The organism is Bradyrhizobium sp. 187, from assembly GCF_023101005.1.
GTDB classification, from domain to species: domain Bacteria; phylum Pseudomonadota; class Alphaproteobacteria; order Rhizobiales; family Xanthobacteraceae; genus Bradyrhizobium; species Bradyrhizobium canariense_D.
Genome location: NZ_CP064693.1, coordinates 833,278 through 857,038 on the forward strand (window position 1 = coordinate 833,278; position 23,761 = coordinate 857,038).

Below are 23,761 nucleotides of genomic sequence, written 5' to 3' on the forward strand. Positions count from 1 at the left end.
GTAATCAGCCCAGCAGGGGAACCCGGGCCCCCCGCCTAACGCCTGCACGTCAAGGTCGGCCCGAAGATGATATGGAGTGGGGATGTCCCGTTCACAGCTCGTTGCTGAACACTTGCCGTTGTTGCGCCGGTACGCACGCGCCCTGACGGGCAGCCAGTCCTCCGGTGACGCCTATGTCGCAGCCATGTTGGAAGCCATGCTGGGAGATCCGTCGGTGCTCGACGAGAGCCACGGGCCGCGCGCCGGCCTGTTCCGGCTGTTCACCCAAATCTGGAATTCCGTTTCCGTCAACGACGATTCCGAGGTGACGAACCTGCCGATGCCGCCGGAGCGGCGGCTGTCCAACATCACGCCCTTGCCGCGGCAAGCCTTCCTGCTGCTCTCGCTCGAGGGATTTTCGGAAGAAGAGGTCGGCTACATTCTCGGCACCGACGTCGGTGAGACGCGCCGGCTTGCGGATGCCGCAGGGCGTGAGATGGCAGCCGAGATCGCCACTGACGTGCTGATCATCGAGGATGAGACCTTCATCGCCATGGATCTCGAGAGCCTGGTGAAGAACCTCGGCCACAATGTCGTCGGCGTCGCCCGCACCCACGCCGATGCGGTCGCGCTGGCAAAGAACAAGCGACCGGGCCTGATCCTCGCCGACATCCAGCTCGCCGACGGCTCGTCGGGCCTCGACGCCGTCAACGAGCTGCTCCGCACCTTCGAAGTGCCGGTGGTGTTCATCACCGCATACCCCGAGCGCTTCCTCACCGGCGAGCGACCGGAGCCGGCCTTCCTGATCTCGAAACCGTTCCAGCCGGCGATGGTGTCGGCGGTGGCGAGCCAGGCGCTGTTCTTCCAGCGCAACTCCCGCAACCGCGCGCCGAAGGTACCGGCGGCGTAACGAAGGCGCCAGCGCCCGGCATTTTGACGAAATCCGATCCGGCGTGCCGCAAGGTGCGCCGGATTTTTGTTGATCCGGTTGTCACGCTTGACGGCCATCGAATTCGCCGCTCATACCTCGCGCAGCGGCCGTTGCAGCCGCGGTGCCATCGGAGACGTGTTCATGGACCAGCAACTCCTCGATCGCCTCGCCATCCGCGACCTCGTCGAGAACTGGGCGGTGTGGCGCGATGCCGGCGATTGGGAGCGTTTTGCCACCGTCTGGCACGAGGAAGGCTGGATGTCCGCCACCTGGTTTCAGGGGCCGGCGCGGGATTTCATGCGGGTCAGCCAGGAGGGGTTCGCCAAGGGCGTGCGCATCCTGCATTTCCTCGGTGGCTGCAGCATCGATCTCGAGGGGGCGCGCGCCATCGCGCAGACCAAGATGACCATCTCGCAGCGCGCACCGGTGCACGACGTGCCCTGCGACGTCGTCTGCACCGGGCGCTTCTACGATTTCCTGGAGAAGCGGCAGGGAAAATGGGGCATCGTCCGCCGCCAGCCGATCTACGAGAAGGACCGGATCGACCCGGTTGATCCCTCCGCGACGCTTCAGCTCGACCAGAAAGCCCTTGCCGCGCTGCCCGAAGGCTACCGCCACCTCGCCTACATGCAGGAGCTGATCGGCTACAAGGTCAAGCGCGACATGCCAGGCCTCACCGGGCCCGAGGTTGAGAAGCTCTATGCGGAGGGGCGGGAGTGGCTTGCGGGGAAGGCGAACTGAACGCCAGACAAAAGTAAGGCGCGACTGGCATCACCACAGTCGCGCCCTACGTCGCCGGCTTATGGGGCAGGGGGGAATAGCCGGCTGTTGATACGACTCCCGTCCCTGAAAGTCGTTCCAGGGGGTTGCAAAATTTTTCGTGGGGCCATCCTTTTCGCACCCTGCCTTTTCGCACACGGCTAAGTGATCTTAACGCCTGAGAACTCTGGGTCCTCTCCTCGCGTTGTTCCCGCGATCGCCATGGGGCGAGGGACCGACAGCCATGTCACAGATTCAAAAGGTATTTTTAGGCGCCGTCGCGATCGCCGCGACGCTTGGCGCCGTCCAGGTCGGCGCCGTGCAGCTGGCCTCCGGCCATGATCCGGCCGACCGCTGGCAGGCGGTCGCTGACAAGCCGGGCCATAACGTCAATCGCTCCAGCAAAGCGGACCGGCTGGCCGACATCAAGCAGGCTGAGGTTCCGACCCGCACCGTGTCGATGCGGCTGAACGATCTGGCCGACACGTCGGTGCTGCTGCGGGTCCCCGCGGTGATCGAGACCGGCAACGCCAAGCCGCCGGTGTTGCTCCCGGACCAGAAGCAGAGCCGCAAAAAGCCGACGATCGCCTGCGAGCCGATGGTCAGCTCCCTGACCGAGGTCGCAAAGCTGCTCCAACCCGGCCGCTGTGTGACTTGATCGGCTTTGGCCACGGACAAGTCGCCCTCCGCCCGGAGGGCGATTGCTGACGTCTACTTGATCCCCTGCCCCCTCGCGTTATATCCCGGGTTTCTTCCTCTTTGGATTGACCGGGTAAACGCATGACGACGTCAGACACGGCTGTGCATACGCAGCCCTTCCAGGCCGAGGTTTCCGAGCTTCTGCACCTGATGGTGCATTCCGTCTATTCCGAGACCGATATCTTCCTGCGCGAGCTCGTCTCCAATGCCTCTGACGCCTGCGACAAGCTGCGCTATGAGGCCATCGCGAATCCGGCGCTGCTGGGCGAAGGCGACGCGCTCAAGATCCGGATCATTCCGAACAAGACGGCCGGAACGCTTGCGATCGCCGACAATGGCATTGGCATGGAGCGGCAGGAGCTGATCGACCACCTCGGCACCATCGCCCGCTCGGGCACCAAGGCCTTCGTATCGAAGCTCAAGGAGGCCAAGGATGGTCTCGGCCTGATCGGCCAGTTCGGCGTCGGCTTCTATTCCGCCTTCATGGTAGCCGACAAGATCGTCGTGGTGAGCCGCCGCGCCGGCGAGAGCGACGTCTGGACCTGGACGTCCTCGGGCGGCTCGGGCTTCGAGATCGCGCGTGCCAGCGAGGAGGATGCGGGCCGCGTGCAGCGCGGCACCGAGATCGTCCTGCATCTCAAGGACGATGCGAAGAAATATCTCGAAGCTTACGAGATCGAACGTATCGTCGGCGCTTATTCCGACAACATCCTCTTCCCCATCGAGCTCGTGCCTGAAGGGGGCGAACCGCGTCAGATCAATTCTGCGAGCGCGCTGTGGCAGCGCTCGAAATCCGAGCTCACGCCGGAAGACTACAAGAAGGCCTATCAGCAGATCGCCTCCGCCTTCGACGATCCCGCGATGACGCTGCATTATCGCGCGGAGGGACGTTACTCCTACGCCGTGCTGCTGTTCGCGCCCTCGACGAAGCCGTTCGACCTGTTCGAACCGAACCGCAAGGGGCGCGTCAAGCTCTATGTCCGCCGCGTGTTCATCACTGACGATGCCGATCTGCTGCCGGGCTATCTCCGCTTCATCCGCGGCGTCGTCGACAGCGAGGATCTCCCGCTCAACATTTCCCGCGAGATGCTTCAGAACAATCCGCAGCTCGCGCAGATCCGCAAGGCCGTGGCGACCCGCGTGCTGTCCGAGCTCGAAAGCCTGGCGGAGAAGGATCCGGAGAACTTCGCGAAGATCTGGGAGGCCTTCGGCGCGGTGCTGAAGGAAGGCATCTACGAGGATTTCGAACGCCGAGAAAAGCTGCTCGCGCTGTCGCGTTTCACCACGACCTCGGGCGAGAAGCGCTCGCTCAAGGACGTCGTCGCCGGTTTCAAGCCGAACCAGACCGAGATCTATTATCTCGTCGGCGACAGCATCGACCGGCTGAAGTCGAACCCCCGGCTCGAGGCGGCGACTGCGCGCGGCATCGAAGTTCTGCTGCTGTCCGATCCCGTCGACGCCTTCTGGACCTCGATGCCCTCGGAGTTTGACGGCAAGCCGCTGAAGTCGCTGAGCCAAGGCGATCTCAATCTCGACCTGATCCCGCGCGTCGACGAAGCCGACGAGGCGAAAAAGGACGAGCCGCCCGCCGACGAGGCCGCCACCATCGCGGTGATCAAGGCCGCGCTCGGCGAGCGCGTCAGCGACGTCAAGGCCTCGACGCGTCTTACCAGCTCCGCGTCCTGCCTCGTCGCCGACAGCCAGGGCCCGAGCCGCGAGCTCGAGCGCATCCTGTCTCAGCAGAACCGTGGCATGCGCACCAAGCCGATCCTTGAGATCAACCTGCGCCATCCGCTGGTGACGGCGATCACGAAGGCTCAGGCCGGCTCCAAGATGGTTGACGATCTCAGCCTGCTCCTGCTCGAACAGGCGCAGATCCTAGACGGCGAGCTGCCGGAGGACCCTGCGGCGTTTGCGGCAAGGTTGAACCGGCTGGTGTTGCAAGGGCTCGGCGCGTAGCGGGCGCAGTGCACCGCACTCACCTTGCCGTCATCTGCGCGCAGGAACGGTCGCCTCTGCCATGGTGTTATGCCATACGAGGTGGCCGGCATCCGGGCCGCCGACATGGCCGACATGACAGATTCGAGGATTTCTCCATGCGTTTGCCGATCCTGACCCTGACCGCAATTGCCACGCTGTTCGTGGCGGCAGATGCCAGCGCCCAGACCTACGATCCGCGTTACCCGGTGTGCATGCACGTCTATACGCCCGGTAGTTTTGGCGGGGGCGGTGGCGATTATTTCGATTGCTCCTTCACCTCGCTGCCGCAGTGCCGCGCCACGGCCTCGGGCCGCTCGGCAAGCTGCGACGTCAATCCCTACTATGCGTTCGACCAACCCCCGCCGCCGCCGCGCCGGCGCCACAAGAACGTGCACTAGCGATCCGCAACGGCCTTCAGGGGGAATTTTCATGCATCGCTTGTTCGGCCTGATCATGACCGTCGGTGCCCTGCTCACGGCCGCGCCGTCGCATGCACAGACCTTCGATCCGCGCTATCCCGTCTGCATGCACGTCTATTCCGGTGCAAACGGCGGTGGCGGGGAGTGGTACGATTGCTCCTTCACCTCAGTGCCGCAGTGCCGAGCTACGGCTTCCGGCCGCTCCGCCAGCTGCGATCTCAATCCGTATTATCCGTTCAACGCACCGCCGCAGCGCTTGCGCCATCAGCGAGGCGGCTAGGGCTCACCGCCCGTTCGGCCGTCAATCAGACGGAGTATGCAGGGCTAGCTGCCGTGGGGCGCCTCGTTGGCCGCGGTGACGATCGCGTCGGTCAACTGCCAGGTCATCTTGTCCGTGGTCCAGTCGCTTGCGTGCAGCCTGCTGTCGTCGCCCGGGTCGACCATGCGGTCGAACGAAATTCTTGCAACGTCGTGCCAGCCCTTCATCAGCGCGAAGCGGCGAAAGACGTTGACCCGCTTTGCATGCGCGATCTCGCTGATCGCTGCGACCATCGCGTTCGCCTTGTCGGCCTTGGCCGGCGTCAGCACCGCCGGCACATATTGCAGATCCATTAGGATGACGTCGATCCCTCCGTCCACAAGCAGCTGATCGACGCCGTCAGCGATGGCCCTCCTGGTTTCGTCGAAGGTCGGTGGATTCTGATCGGCCGATTGCCACACCGCATTGGTGCCGACCTGCCAGATCACGAGATCCGGCTTCTGGTCGAAGACGTCGTGCTTGAACCGCAAAAGCTCCTTGGGAGCCTCTTCGCCGCCGACGCCCCGGTTGATGACATCGATCCCGGGCTTCGGAAATATGCTCCGAAGGTCCGCCAGCAATCGTTGCGGATAGGGCGCGATGCCTCCTTCGCCCGCCGTGGTCGACGAGCCGATCGCGACCACCTTGACCTGTCCGCGCCTCAGGCCATTGGCAAAATTGGTCAGCGGCTGCTCGAACGGCGCGGCCTGGACGGGAAATTCAGACGAGCCGAGAGCCACAGGTCGTCTCCCTTTCGCAACCGGGACAATGCAGGGTCAAAAAGACTAACCCGTTTGCCCGGAGCCGCCTAGCCTCACGCCCCGACAACTGGCTTTGCTATTGCAAGAACTGCCAGGCGGCGCACCTCGATCGCCTCCGGTTTGGTAAAGGATCACTAGAGTTAATCGTGCACTAACCCGGTTTTACCTTGTCTCTTAACATCTGGGCAGGGCGTGCGAGCTAAGCTGCCGGAAACCCGCAGACACGTAAAGAATGAACGGCATGACAACCGGCGTCATCCAGCAACCGAAAGCCGCGCGCGCACCTTCGGCTTCGAAAATCTGGCTGAAGGCGATCGAGCTCACCGCACGGATCGAGACGTTGCCGGGCCGGCTGTTCGCCGATGTCGTCGACGATTGGGCGCAGCGCCAGCCAGATCGCGTTGCGCTGACCACCGATGACGCGAGCCTCGACTATGAGGGACTTTCGAAACGCATCAATCGTTATGCGCGCTGGGCGCGCTCGGCCGGTGTGGCCAAGGGCGGCACTGTCGCGCTGATCATGCCGAACGGCATCGATTATGTCGCGGCCTGGCTCGGCATCAGCCGCGTCGGCGGCGTGGTCGCGCTGATCAACACCAAGCTCGTCGGGCACTCGCTCGCGCATTGCGTCGGAGTCGCAAAGCCCGCTCACATCATTGTTGCGCATGAGCTTGCAGCGGAGCTGTCCGGCGCGTTGCCGCACTTGAAGACGGAAGCAAAGGTCTGGACCCACGGCGATGCCCGCAGCGAGCGTCCGATCGATGTCGCGCTCGACGCCCTCGATGACCGGCCGCTTTCGCCGGACGAGCGTGGTGACGTCACCATCGACGACCGGGCCCTGCTGATCTACACGTCCGGGACGACCGGCCTGCCGAAAGCCGCAAGCATCAGCCACCGCCGCATCCTCAATTGGGGCTTTTGGTTCGCCGGCCTCACCGGCGCGACGCCGCAGGACCGGCTCTACGATTGCCTGCCGCTGTTCCACTCGGTTGGCGGCATCGTGGCACCATGCAGCATGCTCGCTGCCGGGGGCTCGGTTGTGATCGCAGATAAATTCTCAGCCTCGAATTTCTGGCCCGACATCGTGCGCCACGACTGTACGCTGTTCCAGTATATCGGCGAGCTCTGCCGCTATCTGCTCAAGGCGCCGCCGTCGGAATACGAGAACCGGCATCGCCTGCGGCTCGTCTGCGGCAACGGCCTACGCGGTGACATCTGGGACGATTTTCAGGCGCGTTTCGCCATTCCGCGCATCCTCGAATTCTACGCGGCGACGGAAGGCAATTTCTCGCTGTTCAACGTCGAGGGCCAGCCCGGCGCGATCGGCCGCGTTCCGCCGTTGCTTGCGCATCGTTTCCCTGCCGGTCTCGTCAAGCTCGAGCCCGATAACGGCGCCCCGCTGCGCAATGCGGAGGGGTTTTGTATCCCCTGCGCGCGCGGCGAGGCCGGCGAAGCCATAGGCCGCATCGGCACGGCGGATGAGGGCGGCGGCCGCTTCGAGGGCTACACCGAGGCGAGCGAGACCGAGAAGAAGATCCTGCGCGATGTCTTTGCCAAGGGCGATTCCTGGTTCCGCACCGGCGACCTGATGCGGCTCGACGAGAAGGGCTTCTTCCACTTCGTCGACCGCATCGGCGACACCTTTCGCTGGAAGGGCGAGAACGTCGCGACTTCGGAGGTCAACGACGCCATGCGGGGTTTCACTGGCGTGATCGACGCCACCACCTACGGCGTCGGCATTCCCGGCACCGACGGCCGCGCCGGCATGAGTGCGATCGTGGTGAACGAAGGCTTCGCCGTCGAGGCACTGCCCGCCCATCTCGCACAGCGCCTGCCCGCCTATGCTCATCCCGTCTTCATACGCATCTCGCGCGAGCTCGATGCGACCGAGACGTTCAAGCAGAAGAAGGGCGAGCTCGCGCGCGAGGGATTTGATCCCGGCGCGGTCTCCGATCCGCTGTTCATGCTGGACCCGAAGACCGGCGCCTATGTCGCGCTGGACGCGGAGACGTATGCGCAAATCAACCAGGGTACGATCCGGCTCTAGCCGCGCGAAAATCCGCCAGATAGGTCCAATTTTATCCGAATTGTCCAAGAAGCCATTTACTTCTGTCGGGTAAACAAACGGGCAAGGGAGGCGGTCATCAAGAACCGCCGCAACACGAACGACAACAGAAGCGAGCCAGCCATGTCGGTACGGTCTAAGGTCATTGAAGCGATCCAGCAGATCGCCAAAGAGCAGCACGTCGCGCTTCCCGCACTCTCGGACGAGCTGTCCCTGCACGAGACGGGCTTCGACTCGCTCGCCTTCGCCATCCTGGTGGCGCGCCTCGAGGACGAGACCGGCGTCGACCCTTTCACCATTTCCGAGGACGCAGCGTTCCCCGCCACCGTGGGCGATTTCGTGCGGGCCTACGAAAATGTCCCCGCGTGAGATCTTTGCGCTCCGCGACCATCTCGGCGCGGAGCTGACCGGCCGCACGCTGTCGGACGCGCACGATGTCGTGTCGTTGACGGATATCCTGTCGCAGACGGTCCTGGGTGGCCGCCTGGGCGAGCTGTCCGGCCGCGCGGTGCTGCTGAAATTGTCCGACCAGCTCCGATCGGGTCTTGCCATGATCGAGCTCGACGGTATTGCCCGCCGCATGCTGCTGTGCCCGCCGGATCTCAACCCGGCGCATCTCGACGCGCTGATGGCGAATGCCGGGATCGATGCCGTTGTCACCGACGAGCCCGATCGCTGGGCCGAGACTGGCGTGCCGCTGGTCGTCACCGCACAACTGCCGCTTCAAGCCACAGCGCCGGCCAGGACCGAACGCGCCACGGAATGGCTGATGCTCACCTCGGGCACGTCGGGCGTGCCGAAAATCGTCGGCCATACGCTGGAAGCACTCACCGGCGCCATCGTCGCCGAAGGCCCGGCGCGCGGACCCGCGCCGGTATGGGCGACGTTCTACGACATCCGCCGCTATGGCGGCCTGCAGATATTCCTCCGCGCCGTCCTCTCGGGCGGCTCGATGGTGCTGTCCGATCCGCATGAGGCGCTCGCCGATCACGTCACGCGGCTGAACGCGCGGGGCGTCTCCCACATCTCCGGCACGCCCTCGCACTGGCGCAAGCTGTTGATGAGCGGCTCGGCCGCGCAGTTCGCGCCGCGCTATGTCCGCCTCTCCGGCGAGATCGCCGACCAGGCGGTGCTGGACGGCCTGAAAGCGGCGTTCCCGAATTCCTCCGTCGGCCATGCCTATGCGTCAACCGAGGCCGGCGTCGGCTTTGCCGTCAATGACGGGCTGGAAGGCTTTCCGGCGGACTACCTCGGCAACCGCAACGGCGTCGAAATGAAGGTCGTCGACGGCTCGCTACGTATCCGTTCGACGCGCACGGCGCACGCCTATATCGGCCGCGACGCGGCTGCGCTCACCGATGCAGACGGGTATGTCGATAGCGGCGATATCGTCGAATTGCGCGGCGACCGCTACTATTTCGTTGGCCGCCGCGGCGGCATCATCAATATCGGTGGGCTGAAGGTTCACCCCGAAGAGATCGAGGCGGTGATCAACCGTCATCTCGATGTGCGGATGTCGCGGGCGAAGTCACGCAAGAGCCCGATCACCGGCGGCATCGTCGTCGCCGACGTGATCCTCGCCGACGGCACCGATCCGGCGCGCGCGAAAGAGATCCGCGACCAGATTCTGGATCAGTGCCGCGCTCAGCTCGCCTCCCACAAGGTGCCGGCGGTGATCCGCTTCGTCGAGGCGCTCGACGTCACCCCGGCCGGCAAACTGGCGCGCACCGATGCATAATGTTCTCGTCACCGGCGGTAGCCGCGGTATCGGCCTTGCGATCGGCCAGCGGCTTGTTAATGGCGGCTACAACGTGATCGCGGCGGCGCGGCGCGAGAGCGACGAGCTCAAGGCGGCGATTGCCGGGTCGGAGGGGCGCCTGCATTTTCGCGCTTGCGACCTCGCCGTGATCGACGCGATCCCCGCCTACGCAAAACTCGTGCGCGATGAATTCGGCCCGATCTACGGCCTCGTCAACAATGCCGGCCTCGGCACCGAAGGCTTGCTCGCGACCATGCACAATTCCGAGATCGAGGCGCTGGTGCAGCTCAACGTGCTGTCGCCGATCATTCTCACCAAATATGTCGCGCGCCAGATGATGGCCGACGGCGCCGGCCGCATCATCAACATCTCCTCGATTATCGCGACGACCGGCTATAATGGCCTCTCGGTTTACGGTGCGACCAAGGCCGCCGCCACCGGCTTCACCCGTTCGCTCGCGCGCGAGGTCGGCAAGCTCGGCATCACCGTGAACGCGATCGCGCCCGGTTTCATCGACACCGAGCTGACGCACAACCTGTCTGACGACAGCCGCAAGCGCATCGCCGGCCGCAGCGCGCTGCGCCGCCTGCCGGAGACCGACGACGTCGCGCGGATGGTGGAGTATTTGCTGGGAGAGGGCGGTCGCAATGTGACGGGTACCGTGTTTACGGTCGACGCGGGCAACACGGCGTAGGTGGAACTCATCGCCACAATTGCATTGATCCGGCGCAATGACATCGTCCGGATTTGGTCGTAAGATCCCGCGCAATCGATTGGGTTACGTCAATCGATCTGCCCTAATCGATAGGGAGCAGTCCATGACCGCTTCGAGCCCGGACAAGGCGTCGGTAAAGCCATCTTGCGCAGAGCAAAGCGACGTTCACTGCGAGCCCGTTCACTGCGAGCCGATGTCTCACCAAAATTCCGGTGACCACGGTTACGAAATGTATCCGCAGAAATTCGTGCGTCTTGTCGGCTGCCATGACGTTCCCGCCTCCGCGCTACGCAAGCGCGTGGGCGAGAAGCTGCACTAGACATTCAGGTCCGATGCTTCGGCAGGTCAATCCGTTCGTGTGAGAACTCCGGCGGGCCCTCGGTCAGGCGGCGGATCCGGCGCTCGCGTTCGTCTTCAGACAGCGCAGGATCGAGCAGTCCCTCGAGTTCACGCACCGCAAGCTCTTCGATCCTGGTGGCATCCGAAGCGAGCGGGTGCCCTGGCGGGAGTGCCGGGGGCGCGACCTTCAGGCCGAGCTCGACCAGCTTACCGATGGCTTCCGAGCGCTACAGGTGATGGGTTTCGGCCCAGCTATCCACGGCCGCGGTCAGGCTTTCCGGCGTCTTCACCGCGCTGATCGGATCACGCCCAGTGCGCCGGCTTGCCGGAGCGATGGAGTCCTTCCTGTCGAAGTCGGACACGTCGATGTTCCCGCGCAACCATGTCAGATCATCGAGACTAGACGCCATTTACGGTCAACCGTTTAATGACCTTCTGTGGCATTGCAGTGCGCCCTCATCTTGTTGTCCGGGTCCATTTCGGCCAATGGTTGCAAGGGCGCGCGCCTGGCGAACCGAATCGATTCTTCTACGTATGTCCCTTTGGACGTGCGTCCCAACCATCCGGCATCATCCGATGACATCAGCGTTCTATAGCGGCATTCCGGTCTTTCGCGGCTTCACCAGTCTGATGGACCCCGCTCTGTATTCGCCGCTGCCCGACGACTGGAGCGTCGGCGTTGCCGACATCGTGGATTCGACCAAGGCCATCGCGGCGCAGCGCTACAAGGCGGTGAACATGGCCGGTGCCGCCGTGATCGCAGCCGTGACGAATGCATTGGAGGGACGCGAATTTCCCTTCGTGTTCGGCGGCGACGGCGCGAGTTTTGCGGTCGCGCCTAATGATCTCGAACTGGCCCGCGAGGCTTTGGCTGCGACCGCGACCTGGGTGCGGGAAGATCTCGACTTGCGGATGCGCGTCGCGCTGGTGCCGGTGAGCGCCATTCGCGCGCATGGCCTAGACGTGCGCGTCGCGCGCTTCGGACCGTCGGCCAATTTGTCCTATGCGATGTTTTCTGGCGGCGGGCTCGCCTGGGCGGACGCAGCGATGAAGCGCGGCGAGTTTGCGATCACCGAAGCGCCCGCGGGGACGCAGCCCGATCTCTCCGGCCTGTCCTGCCGCTTCGAGGTGATTCCGGCTGCGCGCGGCCTGATCCTGTCCGTGCTGGTCATGCCGGCCCAAGGCGCCGATCCCTCGGCATTCCGCAACGTGATCGAGGACATCATCCATCTCGTCGAGCGCAGCCCGGATGCCGGTCGTCCCGTGCCGCCACAAGGGCCGCCGCTGACATGGCCGCCGCAAGGGCTGGAATATGAGGCGCGCACCAAGCGCGGAGGTCCGTTGCTCGCACGCCGCGCCAGCGTGCTGGCCTACACCCTTTTCGTCTATCTGATCATGCGCTTCGATCTCAAGGTCGGCGGCTTCGTGCCGAAGCTCTATACACGGCAGGTCGTGGAGAACTCCGACTTCCGAAAATATGACGACGGCCTGCGCATGATCCTCGACTGTACGCCGGAGCTCGAACGCGCCCTCAGCGATCGCCTCGCGATTGCCGCGCGCGACGGCATCGTGCGTTACGGCCTCTATCAGCAGGACGCTGCGATGATGACCTGCTTCACCCCGTCGGCGTTGCGCAGCGATCACGTCCATTTTATCGACGGCGCGCGGGGCGGCTACGCCTCGGCGGCGACGGCGCTGAAGGCGATGACGGCGTGAAGCGCTAGCGCCCCGCCCGCGTCCAGGTTTCGCCGCCGCAGAGCGCGCCGACGCAGCCTTCGACCCGCAGCGAATCCGGATGGAATCACATTCCCGCGTTTATTTGCCTGCGTGCAATGACCTGCGCTTATTTGACCCAGCGCACGAAGGCGACCGAGGCCGCGGTCGACAGCCCGAATACCGCCATGGCGCCGCCGACCAGCGCGAACAGGGTCCAGGCCGGAGCCTGCACCATCATGAGGCCGCCGCCGCCGATCGCGACGATCAGAAGCCGTGCGGTGGAGGCGAGCACGGCACCGCCGACCCGCGCCGCGCCTTGCGAGGAGAAATACAGCGACACGCCCACGCCGAAGAACACGAAGGTTGGGCCTGCCCAGTGGAAGTAGCTGTGCGCGGCGGCGGCAACGCCGGGATCCCTGGTGAAGAGCGAAACCCACAGGGATGGATCGAGCGCGATGATGAGGCCGATCAGGCCGACGGTAAGTCCCGAGGCCCCGGCCGCGGTCCAGGCCACGCGCCGCGCGCGCTTCACCTGTCCGGCGCCCATCGCCATGCCGACCATCGGCACCGATGCGATGCCGAAGGCGAAGGTGATCGGGATCAGCAAGAATTCCAGTCGCGAGCCGATGCCGTAACCGGCGAGCATCTCGGTGCCGAAGGTCGCCAGGATCTTGGTGAAGATCAAAATGGTGAGCACGGTCTGGAGCGGCGACAGGCAGGCGACCGCGCCGACCTTGAGGATGTCGAAGAACAACGCGCGATCGAAATGGAAGGCGCCGAAATCCAGCGGCAGCCGGCTGCGGCCGGACCAGAGGTACCAGAGGAAGAAGATCGCAGCGCAGGTGAATGCGATCAACTGACCGGCGGCCACTCCGGGCATGCCGAATTGCGGCACGCCGAACAGGCCGAGCCCCAGCGTGCCGCCGAGCGCGATCTGGAGCACGCTCGTCCCGATCAGCGCCATCGAGGGCAGACGCATGTCGCCGGTGCCGCGGATCACCGACGCCAACGTGTTGACGAGCCAGATCGCGACCGCGCCGGAGAACAGCATTTGCGAATAGCCGCTGGCTTCCTCGAGCACACGCTCGCGCCCGCCCAGCAGCGCGAAGAACGAGCGGCCGAAGACGAGCATCGTCACCGTGAAGAAAAGCCCGCCGCAGAGGCCGATGATGGCGGCATGCAGCGCCAGCGTCGCCGCACGGTTCCGGTCGCCTGCGCCGAGCGCGCGGCTGATCGCAGACGAGACGCCGCCGCCCATCGCGCCTGCGCTCATCATCTGCGTCAGCATGGCGAATGGGAACACCAGCGCGATCGCGGCGAGCGGAATGGTGCCGAGCCGGCCGATATAGGAGGTCTCGGCGACCGCGACCAGCGTGCTGCCCACCATCGCGATCATGTTGGGGATCGCGAGCCGCAGCAGCGTCGGCAGGATCGGGGCCGTCAGCAAGCCGGCGATGGGGGAGGCGACCGGGGCAGGCAGCGGCACGGCGTCTATCGAGGCGTCGATCGTCATGTGTCACCGCGCGGAATATTGGATGATGATCGACATATTATATGGCGGGCAGCCCCGGCACCAGCCGCGCCTCACGCAGGGCTCACCAGGGCAGGCCGCAGAGGTCGATAGTGCCGAGTGTCGGCGCGCTGACGATGTTGCAGACATAGGGCGCCATGTGAGTGAAGCGGATCCGCCCCTCCGGCTGCTCGCAATAGACCTCGCCCTTGAAGGGGAGCCAGCTGCGGGCTTCGTAGAACGCGACATTGTGCGGCTCGCAGAACAGCAGCGCGAAGCGGACCGCCTCGTTGGCGCGCATGGTATGCACCGCGGCATCGATCGCCATGGTCGCATAGCCGCGGCCGCGCCGATCCTCCCGCGTGCAGACGCCGCCGATGCCGCCGATGTGAACCTTCTGCCCATTCCAAGTGACGGTGCGGAAGTAGATGCCGACGTGGCAGACGAGACCATCCTCGGGCGTCTCGATGAGGACGCGCAGGTCGGCATTGGCCCATTTGACGTGAGCCCAGGGCTGCTTCGCGACGATATCAGGTCCGAAGACCGCCTGGTGCAGTGGCTCCGCCATCCGCCAGGAGGCGTCGCCGTTCAAAATGTCGATCTCGATGCTCATCGCTCTCACCTTCGCATCTCCGCGCCGTCGGTGCGTTTCGTTCTGCCATAAGCACCTCAAAGGCAATGATATTTTATGGCCTGGTTGAAACGCCCTACATCCTTGCGACGATTTTATGCAATCCGGCCAAGCCGCCGCACCATGCCTTTTGGAAAATTCACGGTATTTAACAGCCGCGGAACCTTCTATAAGGGGTGACCGTTAAGTCTCGTTCCCCCATCAGTCGCGGACAACACCCATGACCTTTACGCTGCCCCCACTCCCCTACGCCTATGACGCCCTCGGACAATTCATGTCGAAGGAAACGCTCGAATTCCACCACGACAAGCATCATCAGGCCTATGTCACCAACGGCAACAACGCGCTCAAGGGCACCGAATGGGAAGGCAAGTCCCTTGAGGAGATCGTCAAGGGCTCGTTCGGCAAGAACCCCGCGGTGTTCAACAATGCCGGCCAGCACTACAACCACATCCATTTCTGGAGCTGGATGAAGCCCAATGGCGGCGGCACCAAGCTGCCGGGCAAGATCGAGAAGAAGATCAACGAGGACCTCGGCGGCTTCGAGAAGTTCAAGACGGACTTCCAGGCGGCCGGCGTCGGCCAGTTCGGCTCCGGCTGGTGCTGGCTCCAGGTCAAGAACGGCAAGCTCGAGATTTCCAAGACCCCGAACGGCGAGAATCCGCTGGTGCACGGCGCCACCCCGATCCTCGGCTGCGACGTCTGGGAGCACTCCTACTACATCGACTACCGCAACCGCCGTCCCGACTATCTGAAGGCGTTTGTCGAGAACCTCGTGAACTGGGAATACGTCGAGTCGCTGTTCGACAAGGCCTGAGTTCGACGAGGCCTGGGCTTCACGCATTCCGGGGCCGGCTTTGCCGCTCCGGAATGACGGAATTGAAAGGCGGTCGAGGCGCGGCCGCCTTTTTGTTGTGCGGAATTCGCACTTCGCCTCGCATGGCCCTGCGCGAGGTGCGCATCGCTCCCGTCATCGTACTGTTTGCATCGCATCTGCGGCGCCCTTAAGCAGGACGGGCATCGCCCTCGAGCCGAACGCGCCCGTTGTCAGATCCTTCCTCGAAAGACCCGGCATCCGCCGAGGACGCGGAATCCGAGCCGCGGCCGGGTCGCGTGCGCAAGCCGATCGGCTGGTCGACCATCATCATCGCAGCCCTTGTGGCGGTGAGCGCAGGTCTGGTCTGGCGGCGTGATGGCACCGACGGTGTTCTCGAGATACTGACCCACGATCTCTCGCTGTTCGGCGGCATCCTGCCCCGCGTGCTGGCCGGCTGCCTGCTCGGTGCGTTCATCTCCGAGATCCTGCCGCACGAAAAAGTCTCGCGCGCGCTCGGGCCGAAATCGGGCCTGAAAGGCCTTCTGATCGGCACCGCCTTCGGCGCGATCCTGCCCGGCGGTCCCTTCACCGCCTATCCCGTGGCGAGTGCGCTGCTGGCGGTCGGCGCCGATTTCGGTGCCACCATCGCCATGGTCGTGAGTTGGACCTTGATCGGCTATGGCCGGGCGGTCGCCTGGGAAATCCCGATTATGGGCACCGACTTCACGCTGTGGCGCATCGTCATCTCGCTGCCGTTGCCGGTGCTCGCAGGCGCGCTCGGCCGCTTCGTCTATGTCCGGCTTTATCCGAAGCCGGCCATGAAGGACGACGAGACATGAGCGCCGCGCTCCTGATCGACATCCTGTTGTGGGGTTCGGTGTTCGGCGTCGGCCTGATCGCCTTTCGCCGCGGCCCACCAGTGTTCAAGGCCTCGCTGCGCGAAGGCTCGATGGACTTCATCAACATCGTGCCGCGGATCGCGCTGGGGGTGATCGGCTCCGGCTACATCGCCGCTATCATCCCACAGGAGGTGATCAGCGGCTGGCTCGGCCCGGACAGCGGCTGGCTCGGGGTCGCGACTGCCGTGGTCGCCGGGGCCGCGACGCCCGGTGGCCCGGTGATCGGGTTCTCGATCGGGACGGTGGCCCTGAAATCGGGTGGTGGGGTGCCGCAGGTGGTCGCCTATGTCGTCGCTTGGGCGCTATTTGCCTTCCAACGGGTGATTTTGTGGGAAATTCCGTTCATGCCGGCCCGTTTCGTCTGGTTCCGCTGCGCGGTTTCGGTGCCGTTCCCGTTCGTCGCCGCCGCCATCGCCATGCTGATCGGCAAACCCTGAGCCCGGCATGGACAGCTGTAATGTTATAATATAACATCCAGGAATGGTTCCCGCCGCGTCCCAAGCCCATCATAGCGATCATGCTCATAGCCATTCCCATGACGACGGGCATTCGCATGGACACGATCACACCCACGCACATGTCCACGGTGCGGCCTCTCCGCATCCGGCTCAGGCGGCGCACTGGTCGATCCTGCGCATGACGATGGCCGCCCGTCTCGCGGCCGCGCTCGCGGTCTGCGCCGTGCTTTGGGGCGTGGTCTTCCTGGCGATGAGGTGACCATGGCGGCGCTGCATTTCCACAACGTTACGCTCGGCTATGACCGCCATCCGGCCGTGCACCACCTCAATGGGGAGGTCGCGCCGGGCGCGCTGCTGGCCGTGATCGGCCCGAACGGCGCCGGCAAGTCGACGCTGCTGCGGGGCATCGTCGGCATCCTCAGGCCGCTCGACGGCAGCATCCATCTCGGCGGGCTCGACAGCCGCGATATCGCCTATCTGCCGCAGAGTGCGGAGATCGACCGCAGCTTCCCGATCTCGGTGCTGGACTTCGTCGCCACCGGGCTGTGGCGTGGGACCGGCCTGTTCGGCGGCATCGGCAAGGCGGCGCGCGAAAAGATCCTCCGCGCGATCGCTTCCGTTGGCCTCAACGGTTTCGAAAACCGCCCAATCGGCACGCTCTCGGGCGGCCAGATGCAGCGCGTGCTGTTCGCGCGCGTACTGCTCCAGGACGCGCGGCTGATCGTGCTGGACGAGCCCTTCAACGCCATCGACAGCAAGACCACGGCTGATCTGCTGACGCTGGTGAAGCACTGGCATGGCGAGGGCCGCACAGTGCTCGCCGCACTGCACGACATGGAGATGGTGCGCACCCATTTCAGCGAGACGCTGGTGCTGGCGCGCGGTCCCGTGGTGTGGGGGCCGACGGCGGAGGTGCTGACGCCGGAAAACCTGCTGGTCGCAATGCGGATGTGCGAAGCCTTCGACGACAGCGCCGCCACCTGCTCGGCCGATGATGCCCGCTCACGGGCGGCTTGATATCCGATGCTCTATGACGCGTTGATCGGCCCGTTCACCGAATTCGAGTTCATGCGACGTGCGCTCGCGGCCGTTATCGCGCTGTCGCTCGCGGGTGCGCCGATCGGCGTGTTCCTGATGTTGCGGCGGATGAGCCTGGTCGGCGACGCCATGGCACATGCAATCCTCCCCGGCGCCGCTGTCGGTTTCCTGCTCTCCGGCCTCAATCTGTTCGCGATGACGGCCGGAGGCCTGATCGCAGGTTTTGCCGTCGCAATCCTCGCAGGCCTCGTCGCGCGCTCGACCGGGTTGAAGGAGGATGCCTCGCTCGCGACCTTCTATCTGGCCTCGCTGGCGCTCGGCGTCACCATCGTCTCGATCAAGGGCACCAATATCGACCTGCTGCACGTGCTGTTCGGCAATATTCTCGCGATGGACGACCAGACGCTGCTGGTCGTCGCATTCAACGCCACGGTCACGCTGCTGGTGCTCGCCGTGATCTACCGTCCGCTGGTGATCGAAAGCGTCGATCCGCTGTTTTTGCGCACCGTCAGCCGGGCCGGCGGGCCTGCGCATCTCGCTTTCCTCGCGCTGGTCGTGATCAACCTCGTCAACGGCTTTCAGGCGCTCGGCACGCTGCTCGCGGTCGGCCTGATGATCCTGCCGGCCGGCATCGCGCGGTTCTGGTCGCGCGATCTCACCGTCATGATCTGCATCGCGGTCGTCGCTGCCGCCGTGTCCGGCTATGCAGGTCTCGTGCTGTCGTTCCAGACCCGTGTGCCGTCGGGTCCTGCGATCATTCTGGTGGCAAGCGCGCTCTACACCGTCTCCGTCCTGTTCGGCCGGGTCGGCGGCGTCGTTAGGCAGCTGTTTCCCGGCCGGCATTTGGAAGCGTGATAGCGATGCGGCGCATCCTGCTTTGTGTGCTTATGCTGATCGCCTCGCCGCTGCACGCCGCTGAGCAACTGAAAGTCGTCGCGAGCTTCTCGATCCTGGCCGACTTCGTCCGTAATGTCGGCGGCGACCGGATCAATCTGACGACGTTGGTCGGGGCCGACAGCGACGTCCATGTCTACGCGCCCGCGCCAAGCGATGCGAAGCGGATCGCGGACGCAAAGCTGGTCATCGTCAACGGGCTTGGTCTCGAGGGCTGGCTGCCACGGCTCGTGCAGTCCTCGGGCAGCAAGGCGCAGGTGGTTATCGTGAGCGCCGGCATCGCGCCGCTCAAGCTCGGCTCGGCCGCAGATCCGCATGGCTGGCAGTCGGTCCCCAACGCCAAAATCTACGTCACCGACATCGCCAATGCGCTGGCCGCGGTCGACCCTGACGATGCGGAGTTCTTCCGCGCCCGGGCCAAGGCCTATTTGGAAAAGCTCGAAACGCTCGACCGCGAGGTCCGCGCAGCCGTGGCCAAGATCCCGCAGGAGCGTCGCAAGGTGATTTCGACCCATGACGCTTTCGGCTATTTCGCCGCCGAATACGGCGTCCAGTTCATCGCGCCGCTCGGCGTCTCCACGGAAACCGAGCCCAGCGCGCGGGACATCGCCACCATCATCGGCCAGATCAAGGCCCAAAAAATCCCAGCCGTGTTCCTGGAAAATATCAGCGACGACCGGCTGATCCGGCGGATCGCGGCGGAGACCGGCTCAAAAGTCGGCGGGACCCTGATTTCGGACGGTTTGACCGGCGAAAAGGGGCCTGCACCCACTTACATTGATATGGTCAGGCACAATATAAAGGCCCTGACCAGTGCGCTTGACCACTAGGGCAGGGGCCACCCCGCCTCGCGTCGCGCGAAAAGCCCGAAGTCCGGAGTTGTTATGTCTGAAGCGACCGCCCCAAAAATTCCCGTGACCGTCCTGACCGGCTATCTCGGTGCGGGCAAGACCACGCTGTTGAACCGCATCCTGTCGGAAAACCACGGCAAGAAATACGCCGTCATCGTCAACGAATTCGGCGAGATCGGCATCGACAACGACCTCATCATCGGTGCCGATGAGGAAGTGTTCGAAATGAACAACGGCTGCATCTGCTGCACCGTGCGCGGCGATCTCGTGCGCATCATGGAAGGCCTGATGAAGCGCAAGGGCAAGTTCGACGCCATCATCGTCGAGACCACCGGTCTTGCCGATCCGGCCCCCGTCGCCCAGACCTTCTTCGTCGACGAGGACGTGCAGAAGAGCGCGCGCCTCGATGCGGTGGTCACGGTTGCGGACGCCAAATGGCTATCCGACCGCCTCAAGGATGCACCTGAGGCCAAGAACCAGATCGCCTTTGCCGACGTCATCGTGCTGAACAAGATCGATCTCGTTTCCAAGGGAGAACTTGCCGAGGTCGAGGCCCGCATCCGCGCCATCAATCCCTATGCGAAACTGCATCGCACCGAGCGCTGCTCGGTGGCTTTGGCGGACGTGCTCGACCGCGGCGCTTTCGACCTCGACCGCATCCTCGACATCGAGCCGGACTTCCTGAATGCCGAGGATCATGACCACGACCATGATCATCACCATCACGACCATCATCACAATCATGATCACAGCCACGGCCTGAAGCACTATCACGACGAGGACATGCAGTCGCTGTCACTCAAGACCGACAAGCCGCTCGATCCGAACGTGTTCATGCCCTGGCTTCAGAACCTGGTGCAGGTGGAGGGCGGCAAGATCCTGCGCTCCAAGGGCATCCTTGCTTTCCACGACGATGATGACCGCTACGTCTTTCAGGGTGTCCACATGATGCTGGAGGGCAACCACCAGCGCAAATGGAAGGACGGCGAGCCGCGCGAGAGCCGCCTCGTCTTCATCGGTCGCGAATTGCCGCAAGACCTCATTCGCCAGGGTTTTGAGAGCTGCATCGTCTCGTGATGAAAGAGTTTACGCCACCCGCCGATTCCGCCTCGATCGTCTCCGTCACCGAGCGCGTCAAACCGCTCGCGCTCGGCATGGTCGTGACCTCCGTGCATTTCCTTGGCAACCGCGCCGCCTTCGTCGGCGGCGAGGAGAATGTCGCGCTCGTGGATAGCCAGGGTGAGATCAGCAAGATCGCCGTGCACAGCGGCGGCATTCTCTCGGCCGCCTCCGACGGCAAGCGCCTCGTGATGGGCGGCGACGATGGAAAAGTCGTGTCGCTCGAGGCCAAAGGCGAAGTGACGCTGCTTGCGACCGACCCGAAACGGCGCTGGATCGATGCGGTGGCGCTGCATCCGGACGGTGCCTACGCCTGGTCGGCTGGCAAGACTGCTTTCTTCAAGAGCGGCAAGAGCGAGGAGAAGTCGCTCGAGGTGCCCTCGACCGTCGGCGGCCTCGCGTTTGCGCCGAAGGGCCAGCGTCTCGCGATCGCCCATTACAACGGCGCGACGCTGTGGTTTCCCAACATGGCGGGGTCGGCCGAATTCCTGCCTTGGGCCGGCTCGCATCTCGGCGTCACCTTCAGCCCGGACAACAAATTCCTGGTCACCACGATGCACGAATCGGCGCTGCACGGCTGGCGGCTTGCCGACAACAGGCACATGCGCATGACCGGCTATCCCAGCCGCGTCCGCTCGATGTCGTGGAGCGCGGGCGGCAAGGCGCTGGCGACCTCGGGCGCCGACACGGTGATCCTGTGGCCGTTCGCTAGCAAGGATGGCCCGATGGGCAAGGAGCCAGCGATGCTCGCGCCGCTGCAGGCGCGCGTGTCGGTCGTCGCCTGCCACCCCAGGAACGACATCTTCGCCGCCGGCTACAGCGACGGCACCGTGCTGATGGTCCGTCTGGAGGACGGCGCCGAGATCCTCGTCCGCCGCAACGGCACGCCCGCAGTCGCCGCGCTCGCCTGGAACGCGAAGGGGACGCTGTTGGCGTTCGCCGACGAAAATGGTGATGGCGGCCTGCTCGAGCTTTAATCTGTCATCGTTCCGACCGTGGATGGGGCCATGTGGCGCGCAGCCGTCGAGTTCCGGCCGCCACGGGCGGGAACCGCAGAGCGGCAATTTCGTTGATCCCGCAGACAAAGGCGGTGATCGACATGCCCGGCCAATATGACAAGCGCAGACTGAAGCTCGACTTGATGGTCGCCTGCTCGCTGTTCGCGGCAGGCGTCGTGGTGTCAGGCATGTCGCTGGCGCAAATCCGCGCCGAGACCCGGATGCAGACAGCCCAAGCGACGCAACCCCTTCAGGGCACGCCGTCCGACGATCAGAATAAGCCCGCGGAAGCCAAGCCCGGCGGCGACCGGCCGACCACGCCCGCCCCAGAGCCCGCGCGGCCCGAACCGCAGACGCAGGGCGCTGCCGGCGCGGCGAAACCAGCATTGCCGCCAGCCCCAGCCGAGAAGATCGCGCCGCCGATCGAGAGGAAGTAGGTTCTGCATCTACGCGGGTGCTGTCATCGTCCGCGAAGGCGGACGATCCAGTATTCCAGAGGCTGTGCGTGGATACGGAGATGCTGCGGCGTACTGGATGCCCCGCCTGCCGCTTACGCTAAAGCTTCGGCGCGCCTGGACCTCAACCTCGGCTAAGCCTTGGCGTAGCCGGGTCGCGGGGCATGACAGCAGTGGCCGTGGCGCGACGCCGCCTCACCGCACCAGAACATTCCGGAACTGCCAGGGATCGCTCGTGTCGATGTCCTCCGGGAACAGTCCCGGACGATCCGTCAGCGGCGTCCAGTCGGTATAAAAACCCTTCACCGGGCCGAGATACGGCAGCTGAATTTCCAGCAGACGATCGAAATCCATCTCGTCGGCTTCGACGATGCCCTCGTTCGGGTTTTCTAGCGCCCACACCATGCCGCCGAGCACGGCGGAGGTCACTTGCAGACCGGTGGCGTTCTGATAGGGCGCGAGCTTGCGGGTCTCTTCGATCGAGAGCTGCGAGCCGTACCAGTAGGCATTGTTGTCATGGCCGAACAGCAGCACGCCGAGTTCGTCGATGCCGTCGACGATTTCGTTCTCGTCGAGGATGTGGTGCTTTTCCTGCATCTTCGCGGCGCGGCCGAACATTTCATGCAGCGACAGCACGGCATCGTCAGCCGGATGATAGGCGTAGTGGCAGGTCGGCCGATAGACCGCCGTGCCCGATGCGTCGCGCACGGTGAAATAGTCGGCAATCGAGATCGACTCGTTGTGGGTGACGAGGAAGCCATATTGCGCGCCGCGGGTCGGGCACCAGGTGCGCACGCGCGTGTTGGCGCCGGGCTGCATCAGATAGATGGCAGCGCCGCAGCCGGCTTCGTGAGTCCGCGCATTCTCGGGCATCCATTTTTCGTGGGTGCCCCAGCCGAGCTCGGAGGGCTGCACGCCTTCCGACAGGAAACCTTCCACCGACCAGGTGTTGACGAAGACATCGGGCTCTTTCGGCTTCTTGGAGCGCTGGGTGTCGCGTTCGGCGATATGGATGCCCTTGATACCGGCCTGTCGCATCAAGTCCGCCCATTCGGCTTTGGTCTTCGGCTTGGGGGCATTGAGCTTCAGATCGGCGGCGACGTTGAGCAACGCCTGCTTGACGAAAAACGAGACCATGCCGGGATTGGCGCCACAGCAGGAGACGGCCGTCGTCGACCCCGCGGGGCGCGCCTTCTTGGCGGCCAGCGTCGCTTCGCGAAGGGCGTAGTTGGAGCGCGCCTCCGGGCCCTTCGACGAATCGAAATAGAAGCCGAGCCAGGGCTCGTTGACGGTGTCGATATAGAGAGCGCCGAGCTCGTTGCAGAGCTCCATGATGTCGGTGGAGCCGGTGTCGACCGAGAGATTGACGCAAAAGCCCTGGCCGCCGCCTTCGGTGAGCAGCGGGGTCAGCAACTCGCGGTAATTGTCCTTGGTCACACCCTTCTGGATGAAGCGCACATTGTGCTTCTCGCAATGCGCCTTGCGACCCTCGTCCTTGGGATCGATCACGGTGATGCGCGATTTGTCGTAATCGAGATGCCGCTCGATCAGCGGCAGCGTGCCTTTGCCGATGGAGCCGAAGCCGACCATGACGATGGGGCCAGTGATCTTCGCGTAGATCTGCGAGGCGGGGCTCATAGGATGGTTTCTCCGGAACGTGCTGGCGAGCAA

At 64.3% G+C, this 23,761-nt stretch carries 26 protein-coding genes and 2 pseudogenes; 22 read left to right on the forward strand and 6 right to left on the reverse strand.

Features of this window, described 5'->3' with window-relative positions; all coding sequences use genetic code 11:
- The first annotated feature begins 82 nt into the window (after positions 1–82).
- The 6 genes from IVB19_RS04040 (at position 83) to IVB19_RS04065 (ending at position 5,047) form a co-directional block, all read left to right on the forward strand.
- Positions 83–889 (forward strand): response regulator, encoded by an 807-nt coding sequence (locus tag IVB19_RS04040; protein ID WP_007597237.1) that lies wholly within the window; start codon positions 83–85, stop codon positions 887–889.
- Positions 890–1,051: 162 nt separating this feature from the next.
- A complete protein-coding gene (locus IVB19_RS04045; protein ID WP_026232506.1) occupies positions 1,052–1,651 on the forward strand; it encodes a nuclear transport factor 2 family protein in 600 nt (199 codons plus the stop codon).
- A gap of 262 nt (positions 1,652–1,913) precedes the next feature.
- Positions 1,914–2,327: a hypothetical protein gene (locus IVB19_RS04050; protein ID WP_018453296.1), complete on the forward strand. Its 414-nt coding sequence runs from the start codon at positions 1,914–1,916 to the stop codon at positions 2,325–2,327.
- Positions 2,328–2,449: 122 nt separating this feature from the next.
- Positions 2,450–4,327, forward strand: coding sequence for a molecular chaperone HtpG (gene htpG, locus IVB19_RS04055; RefSeq protein WP_247299309.1), 1,878 nt, complete (start codon positions 2,450–2,452; stop codon positions 4,325–4,327).
- A 137-nt stretch (positions 4,328–4,464) separates the two neighbouring features.
- A complete protein-coding gene (locus IVB19_RS04060; RefSeq protein ID WP_018453298.1) occupies positions 4,465–4,746 on the forward strand; it encodes a DUF3551 domain-containing protein in 282 nt (93 codons plus the stop codon).
- A 31-nt stretch (positions 4,747–4,777) separates the two neighbouring features.
- Positions 4,778–5,047 (forward strand): DUF3551 domain-containing protein, encoded by a 270-nt coding sequence (locus IVB19_RS04065; RefSeq protein ID WP_007597230.1) that lies wholly within the window; start codon positions 4,778–4,780, stop codon positions 5,045–5,047.
- 44 nt (positions 5,048–5,091) lie between these two features.
- Here the strand turns inward: IVB19_RS04065 and IVB19_RS04070 are convergent, their stop codons facing one another.
- Positions 5,092–5,805: an SGNH/GDSL hydrolase family protein gene (locus IVB19_RS04070; protein ID WP_018453299.1), complete on the reverse strand. Its 714-nt coding sequence runs from the start codon at positions 5,803–5,805 to the stop codon at positions 5,092–5,094.
- A 253-nt stretch (positions 5,806–6,058) separates the two neighbouring features.
- Here IVB19_RS04070 and IVB19_RS04075 point away from each other — a divergent pair, with 253 nt between their 5' ends.
- The 5 genes from IVB19_RS04075 to IVB19_RS04095 all read left to right on the forward strand — a co-directional run bounded on the left by IVB19_RS04075 (position 6,059) and on the right by IVB19_RS04095 (position 10,684).
- Positions 6,059–7,873 carry a long-chain-acyl-CoA synthetase gene (locus IVB19_RS04075; RefSeq protein ID WP_247821043.1) on the forward strand — a complete coding sequence of 605 codons (1,815 nt, stop codon included), beginning with the start codon at positions 6,059–6,061 and terminating at the stop codon, positions 7,871–7,873.
- A 141-nt stretch (positions 7,874–8,014) separates the two neighbouring features.
- Positions 8,015–8,260: an acyl carrier protein gene (locus IVB19_RS04080; RefSeq protein WP_018453301.1), complete on the forward strand. Its 246-nt coding sequence runs from the start codon at positions 8,015–8,017 to the stop codon at positions 8,258–8,260.
- Positions 8,247–9,629, forward strand: a complete 1,383-nt coding sequence (locus tag IVB19_RS04085; protein ID WP_018453302.1) for a class I adenylate-forming enzyme family protein — start codon at positions 8,247–8,249, stop codon at positions 9,627–9,629. The genes IVB19_RS04080 and IVB19_RS04085 overlap by 14 nt, the downstream gene beginning before the upstream one ends.
- Entirely contained in the window at positions 9,622–10,344 is a 723-nt protein-coding gene (locus IVB19_RS04090) for an SDR family NAD(P)-dependent oxidoreductase (RefSeq protein ID WP_247299310.1), read from the forward strand. Before IVB19_RS04085 ends, IVB19_RS04090 begins: the two co-directional genes overlap by 8 nt.
- Before the next feature lie 124 nt (positions 10,345–10,468).
- Positions 10,469–10,684, forward strand: a complete 216-nt coding sequence (locus IVB19_RS04095) for a hypothetical protein (RefSeq protein WP_026232507.1) — start codon at positions 10,469–10,471, stop codon at positions 10,682–10,684.
- 4 nt (positions 10,685–10,688) lie between these two features.
- On the opposite strand, the pseudogene IVB19_RS04100 reads toward IVB19_RS04095, so the two are convergent.
- A pseudogene (locus tag IVB19_RS04100) lies at positions 10,689–11,114 on the reverse strand (hypothetical protein).
- Between the two features lie 166 nt (positions 11,115–11,280).
- On the opposite strand from IVB19_RS04100, the gene IVB19_RS04105 reads away from it, so the two are divergent.
- Positions 11,281–12,420, forward strand: a complete 1,140-nt coding sequence (locus IVB19_RS04105; RefSeq protein ID WP_018453307.1) for a DUF3095 domain-containing protein — start codon at positions 11,281–11,283, stop codon at positions 12,418–12,420.
- A gap of 4 nt (positions 12,421–12,424) precedes the next feature.
- Here the strand turns inward: IVB19_RS04105 and IVB19_RS04110 are convergent.
- The 3 genes and pseudogenes from IVB19_RS04110 to IVB19_RS04120 form a co-directional block, all read right to left on the reverse strand.
- Positions 12,425–12,496 (reverse strand): annotated as a pseudogene (locus tag IVB19_RS04110) (DUF2147 domain-containing protein); the annotation flags it as partial.
- Between the two features lie 51 nt (positions 12,497–12,547).
- Positions 12,548–13,933 (reverse strand): MATE family efflux transporter, encoded by a 1,386-nt coding sequence (locus IVB19_RS04115; protein ID WP_018453308.1) that lies wholly within the window; start codon positions 13,931–13,933, stop codon positions 12,548–12,550.
- Between the two features lie 82 nt (positions 13,934–14,015).
- Positions 14,016–14,543, reverse strand: coding sequence for a GNAT family N-acetyltransferase (locus IVB19_RS04120; protein ID WP_018453309.1), 528 nt, complete (start codon positions 14,541–14,543; stop codon positions 14,016–14,018).
- Positions 14,544–14,781: 238 nt separating this feature from the next.
- Here IVB19_RS04120 and IVB19_RS04125 point away from each other — a divergent pair, with 238 nt between their 5' ends.
- From IVB19_RS04125 to IVB19_RS04170, 10 genes are all read left to right on the forward strand, one after another.
- On the forward strand, positions 14,782–15,378 hold the full coding sequence (locus IVB19_RS04125) for a superoxide dismutase (protein WP_007597204.1): 597 nt from the start codon (positions 14,782–14,784) through the stop codon (positions 15,376–15,378).
- A gap of 227 nt (positions 15,379–15,605) precedes the next feature.
- Positions 15,606–16,217 (forward strand): permease, encoded by a 612-nt coding sequence (locus tag IVB19_RS04130; protein WP_018453310.1) that lies wholly within the window; start codon positions 15,606–15,608, stop codon positions 16,215–16,217.
- Positions 16,214–16,714 carry a hypothetical protein gene (locus tag IVB19_RS04135; RefSeq protein ID WP_018453311.1) on the forward strand — a complete coding sequence of 167 codons (501 nt, stop codon included), beginning with the start codon at positions 16,214–16,216 and terminating at the stop codon, positions 16,712–16,714. Before IVB19_RS04130 ends, IVB19_RS04135 begins: the two co-directional genes overlap by 4 nt.
- A gap of 43 nt (positions 16,715–16,757) precedes the next feature.
- Positions 16,758–16,994 carry a hypothetical protein gene (locus IVB19_RS04140; protein WP_039798633.1) on the forward strand — a complete coding sequence of 79 codons (237 nt, stop codon included), beginning with the start codon at positions 16,758–16,760 and terminating at the stop codon, positions 16,992–16,994.
- 2 nt (positions 16,995–16,996) lie between these two features.
- The gene (locus tag IVB19_RS04145; protein ID WP_018453313.1) at positions 16,997–17,752 is read left to right on the forward strand and encodes a metal ABC transporter ATP-binding protein; all 756 of its coding nucleotides are present in this window, start codon (positions 16,997–16,999) and stop codon (positions 17,750–17,752) included.
- 6 nt (positions 17,753–17,758) lie between these two features.
- Positions 17,759–18,628: a metal ABC transporter permease gene (locus IVB19_RS04150; RefSeq protein ID WP_007597190.1), complete on the forward strand. Its 870-nt coding sequence runs from the start codon at positions 17,759–17,761 to the stop codon at positions 18,626–18,628.
- Positions 18,629–18,633: 5 nt separating this feature from the next.
- Positions 18,634–19,497 (forward strand): metal ABC transporter substrate-binding protein, encoded by an 864-nt coding sequence (locus IVB19_RS04155; RefSeq protein ID WP_018453314.1) that lies wholly within the window; start codon positions 18,634–18,636, stop codon positions 19,495–19,497.
- A gap of 54 nt (positions 19,498–19,551) precedes the next feature.
- Positions 19,552–20,595 carry a CobW family GTP-binding protein gene (locus IVB19_RS04160; RefSeq protein WP_026232508.1) on the forward strand — a complete coding sequence of 348 codons (1,044 nt, stop codon included), beginning with the start codon at positions 19,552–19,554 and terminating at the stop codon, positions 20,593–20,595.
- Entirely contained in the window at positions 20,595–21,614 is a 1,020-nt protein-coding gene (locus IVB19_RS04165; RefSeq protein WP_018453316.1) for a WD40 repeat domain-containing protein, read from the forward strand. Before IVB19_RS04160 ends, IVB19_RS04165 begins: the two co-directional genes overlap by 1 nt.
- Before the next feature lie 122 nt (positions 21,615–21,736).
- Entirely contained in the window at positions 21,737–22,072 is a 336-nt protein-coding gene (locus IVB19_RS04170) for a hypothetical protein (protein WP_026232509.1), read from the forward strand.
- Between the two features lie 213 nt (positions 22,073–22,285).
- Here IVB19_RS04170 and IVB19_RS04175 read toward each other — a convergent pair whose 3' ends face one another.
- Positions 22,286–23,728, reverse strand: a complete 1,443-nt coding sequence (locus IVB19_RS04175; protein WP_018453318.1) for a homospermidine synthase — start codon at positions 23,726–23,728, stop codon at positions 22,286–22,288.
- Between the last annotated feature and the right edge of the window lie 33 nt (positions 23,729–23,761).

Coding starts and splice junctions, on each gene's coding strand:
- IVB19_RS04145 (WP_018453313.1), top strand. CDS start 16,997: ATGGCGGCGCTGCATTTCCACAACGTTACGCTCGGCTATGACCGCCAT.
- htpG (WP_247299309.1), top strand. CDS start 2,450: ATGACGACGTCAGACACGGCTGTGCATACGCAGCCCTTCCAGGCCGAG.
- IVB19_RS04135 (WP_018453311.1), top strand. CDS start 16,214: ATGAGCGCCGCGCTCCTGATCGACATCCTGTTGTGGGGTTCGGTGTTC.
- IVB19_RS04095 (WP_026232507.1), top strand. CDS start 10,469: ATGACCGCTTCGAGCCCGGACAAGGCGTCGGTAAAGCCATCTTGCGCA.
- IVB19_RS04045 (WP_026232506.1), top strand. CDS start 1,052: ATGGACCAGCAACTCCTCGATCGCCTCGCCATCCGCGACCTCGTCGAG.
- IVB19_RS04150 (WP_007597190.1), top strand. CDS start 17,759: ATGCTCTATGACGCGTTGATCGGCCCGTTCACCGAATTCGAGTTCATG.
- IVB19_RS04165 (WP_018453316.1), top strand. CDS start 20,595: ATGAAAGAGTTTACGCCACCCGCCGATTCCGCCTCGATCGTCTCCGTC.
- IVB19_RS04085 (WP_018453302.1), top strand. CDS start 8,247: ATGTCCCCGCGTGAGATCTTTGCGCTCCGCGACCATCTCGGCGCGGAG.
- IVB19_RS04040 (WP_007597237.1), top strand. CDS start 83: ATGTCCCGTTCACAGCTCGTTGCTGAACACTTGCCGTTGTTGCGCCGG.
- IVB19_RS04175 (WP_018453318.1), bottom strand. CDS start 23,728: ATGAGCCCCGCCTCGCAGATCTACGCGAAGATCACTGGCCCCATCGTC.
- IVB19_RS04075 (WP_247821043.1), top strand. CDS start 6,059: ATGAACGGCATGACAACCGGCGTCATCCAGCAACCGAAAGCCGCGCGC.
- IVB19_RS04140 (WP_039798633.1), top strand. CDS start 16,758: ATGGTTCCCGCCGCGTCCCAAGCCCATCATAGCGATCATGCTCATAGC.
- IVB19_RS04125 (WP_007597204.1), top strand. CDS start 14,782: ATGACCTTTACGCTGCCCCCACTCCCCTACGCCTATGACGCCCTCGGA.
- IVB19_RS04050 (WP_018453296.1), top strand. CDS start 1,914: ATGTCACAGATTCAAAAGGTATTTTTAGGCGCCGTCGCGATCGCCGCG.
- IVB19_RS04160 (WP_026232508.1), top strand. CDS start 19,552: ATGTCTGAAGCGACCGCCCCAAAAATTCCCGTGACCGTCCTGACCGGC.
- IVB19_RS04155 (WP_018453314.1), top strand. CDS start 18,634: ATGCGGCGCATCCTGCTTTGTGTGCTTATGCTGATCGCCTCGCCGCTG.
- IVB19_RS04120 (WP_018453309.1), bottom strand. CDS start 14,543: ATGAGCATCGAGATCGACATTTTGAACGGCGACGCCTCCTGGCGGATG.
- IVB19_RS04105 (WP_018453307.1), top strand. CDS start 11,281: ATGACATCAGCGTTCTATAGCGGCATTCCGGTCTTTCGCGGCTTCACC.
- IVB19_RS04170 (WP_026232509.1), top strand. CDS start 21,737: ATGCCCGGCCAATATGACAAGCGCAGACTGAAGCTCGACTTGATGGTC.
- IVB19_RS04115 (WP_018453308.1), bottom strand. CDS start 13,933: ATGACGATCGACGCCTCGATAGACGCCGTGCCGCTGCCTGCCCCGGTC.
- IVB19_RS04060 (WP_018453298.1), top strand. CDS start 4,465: ATGCGTTTGCCGATCCTGACCCTGACCGCAATTGCCACGCTGTTCGTG.
- IVB19_RS04080 (WP_018453301.1), top strand. CDS start 8,015: ATGTCGGTACGGTCTAAGGTCATTGAAGCGATCCAGCAGATCGCCAAA.
- IVB19_RS04065 (WP_007597230.1), top strand. CDS start 4,778: ATGCATCGCTTGTTCGGCCTGATCATGACCGTCGGTGCCCTGCTCACG.
- IVB19_RS04090 (WP_247299310.1), top strand. CDS start 9,622: ATGCATAATGTTCTCGTCACCGGCGGTAGCCGCGGTATCGGCCTTGCG.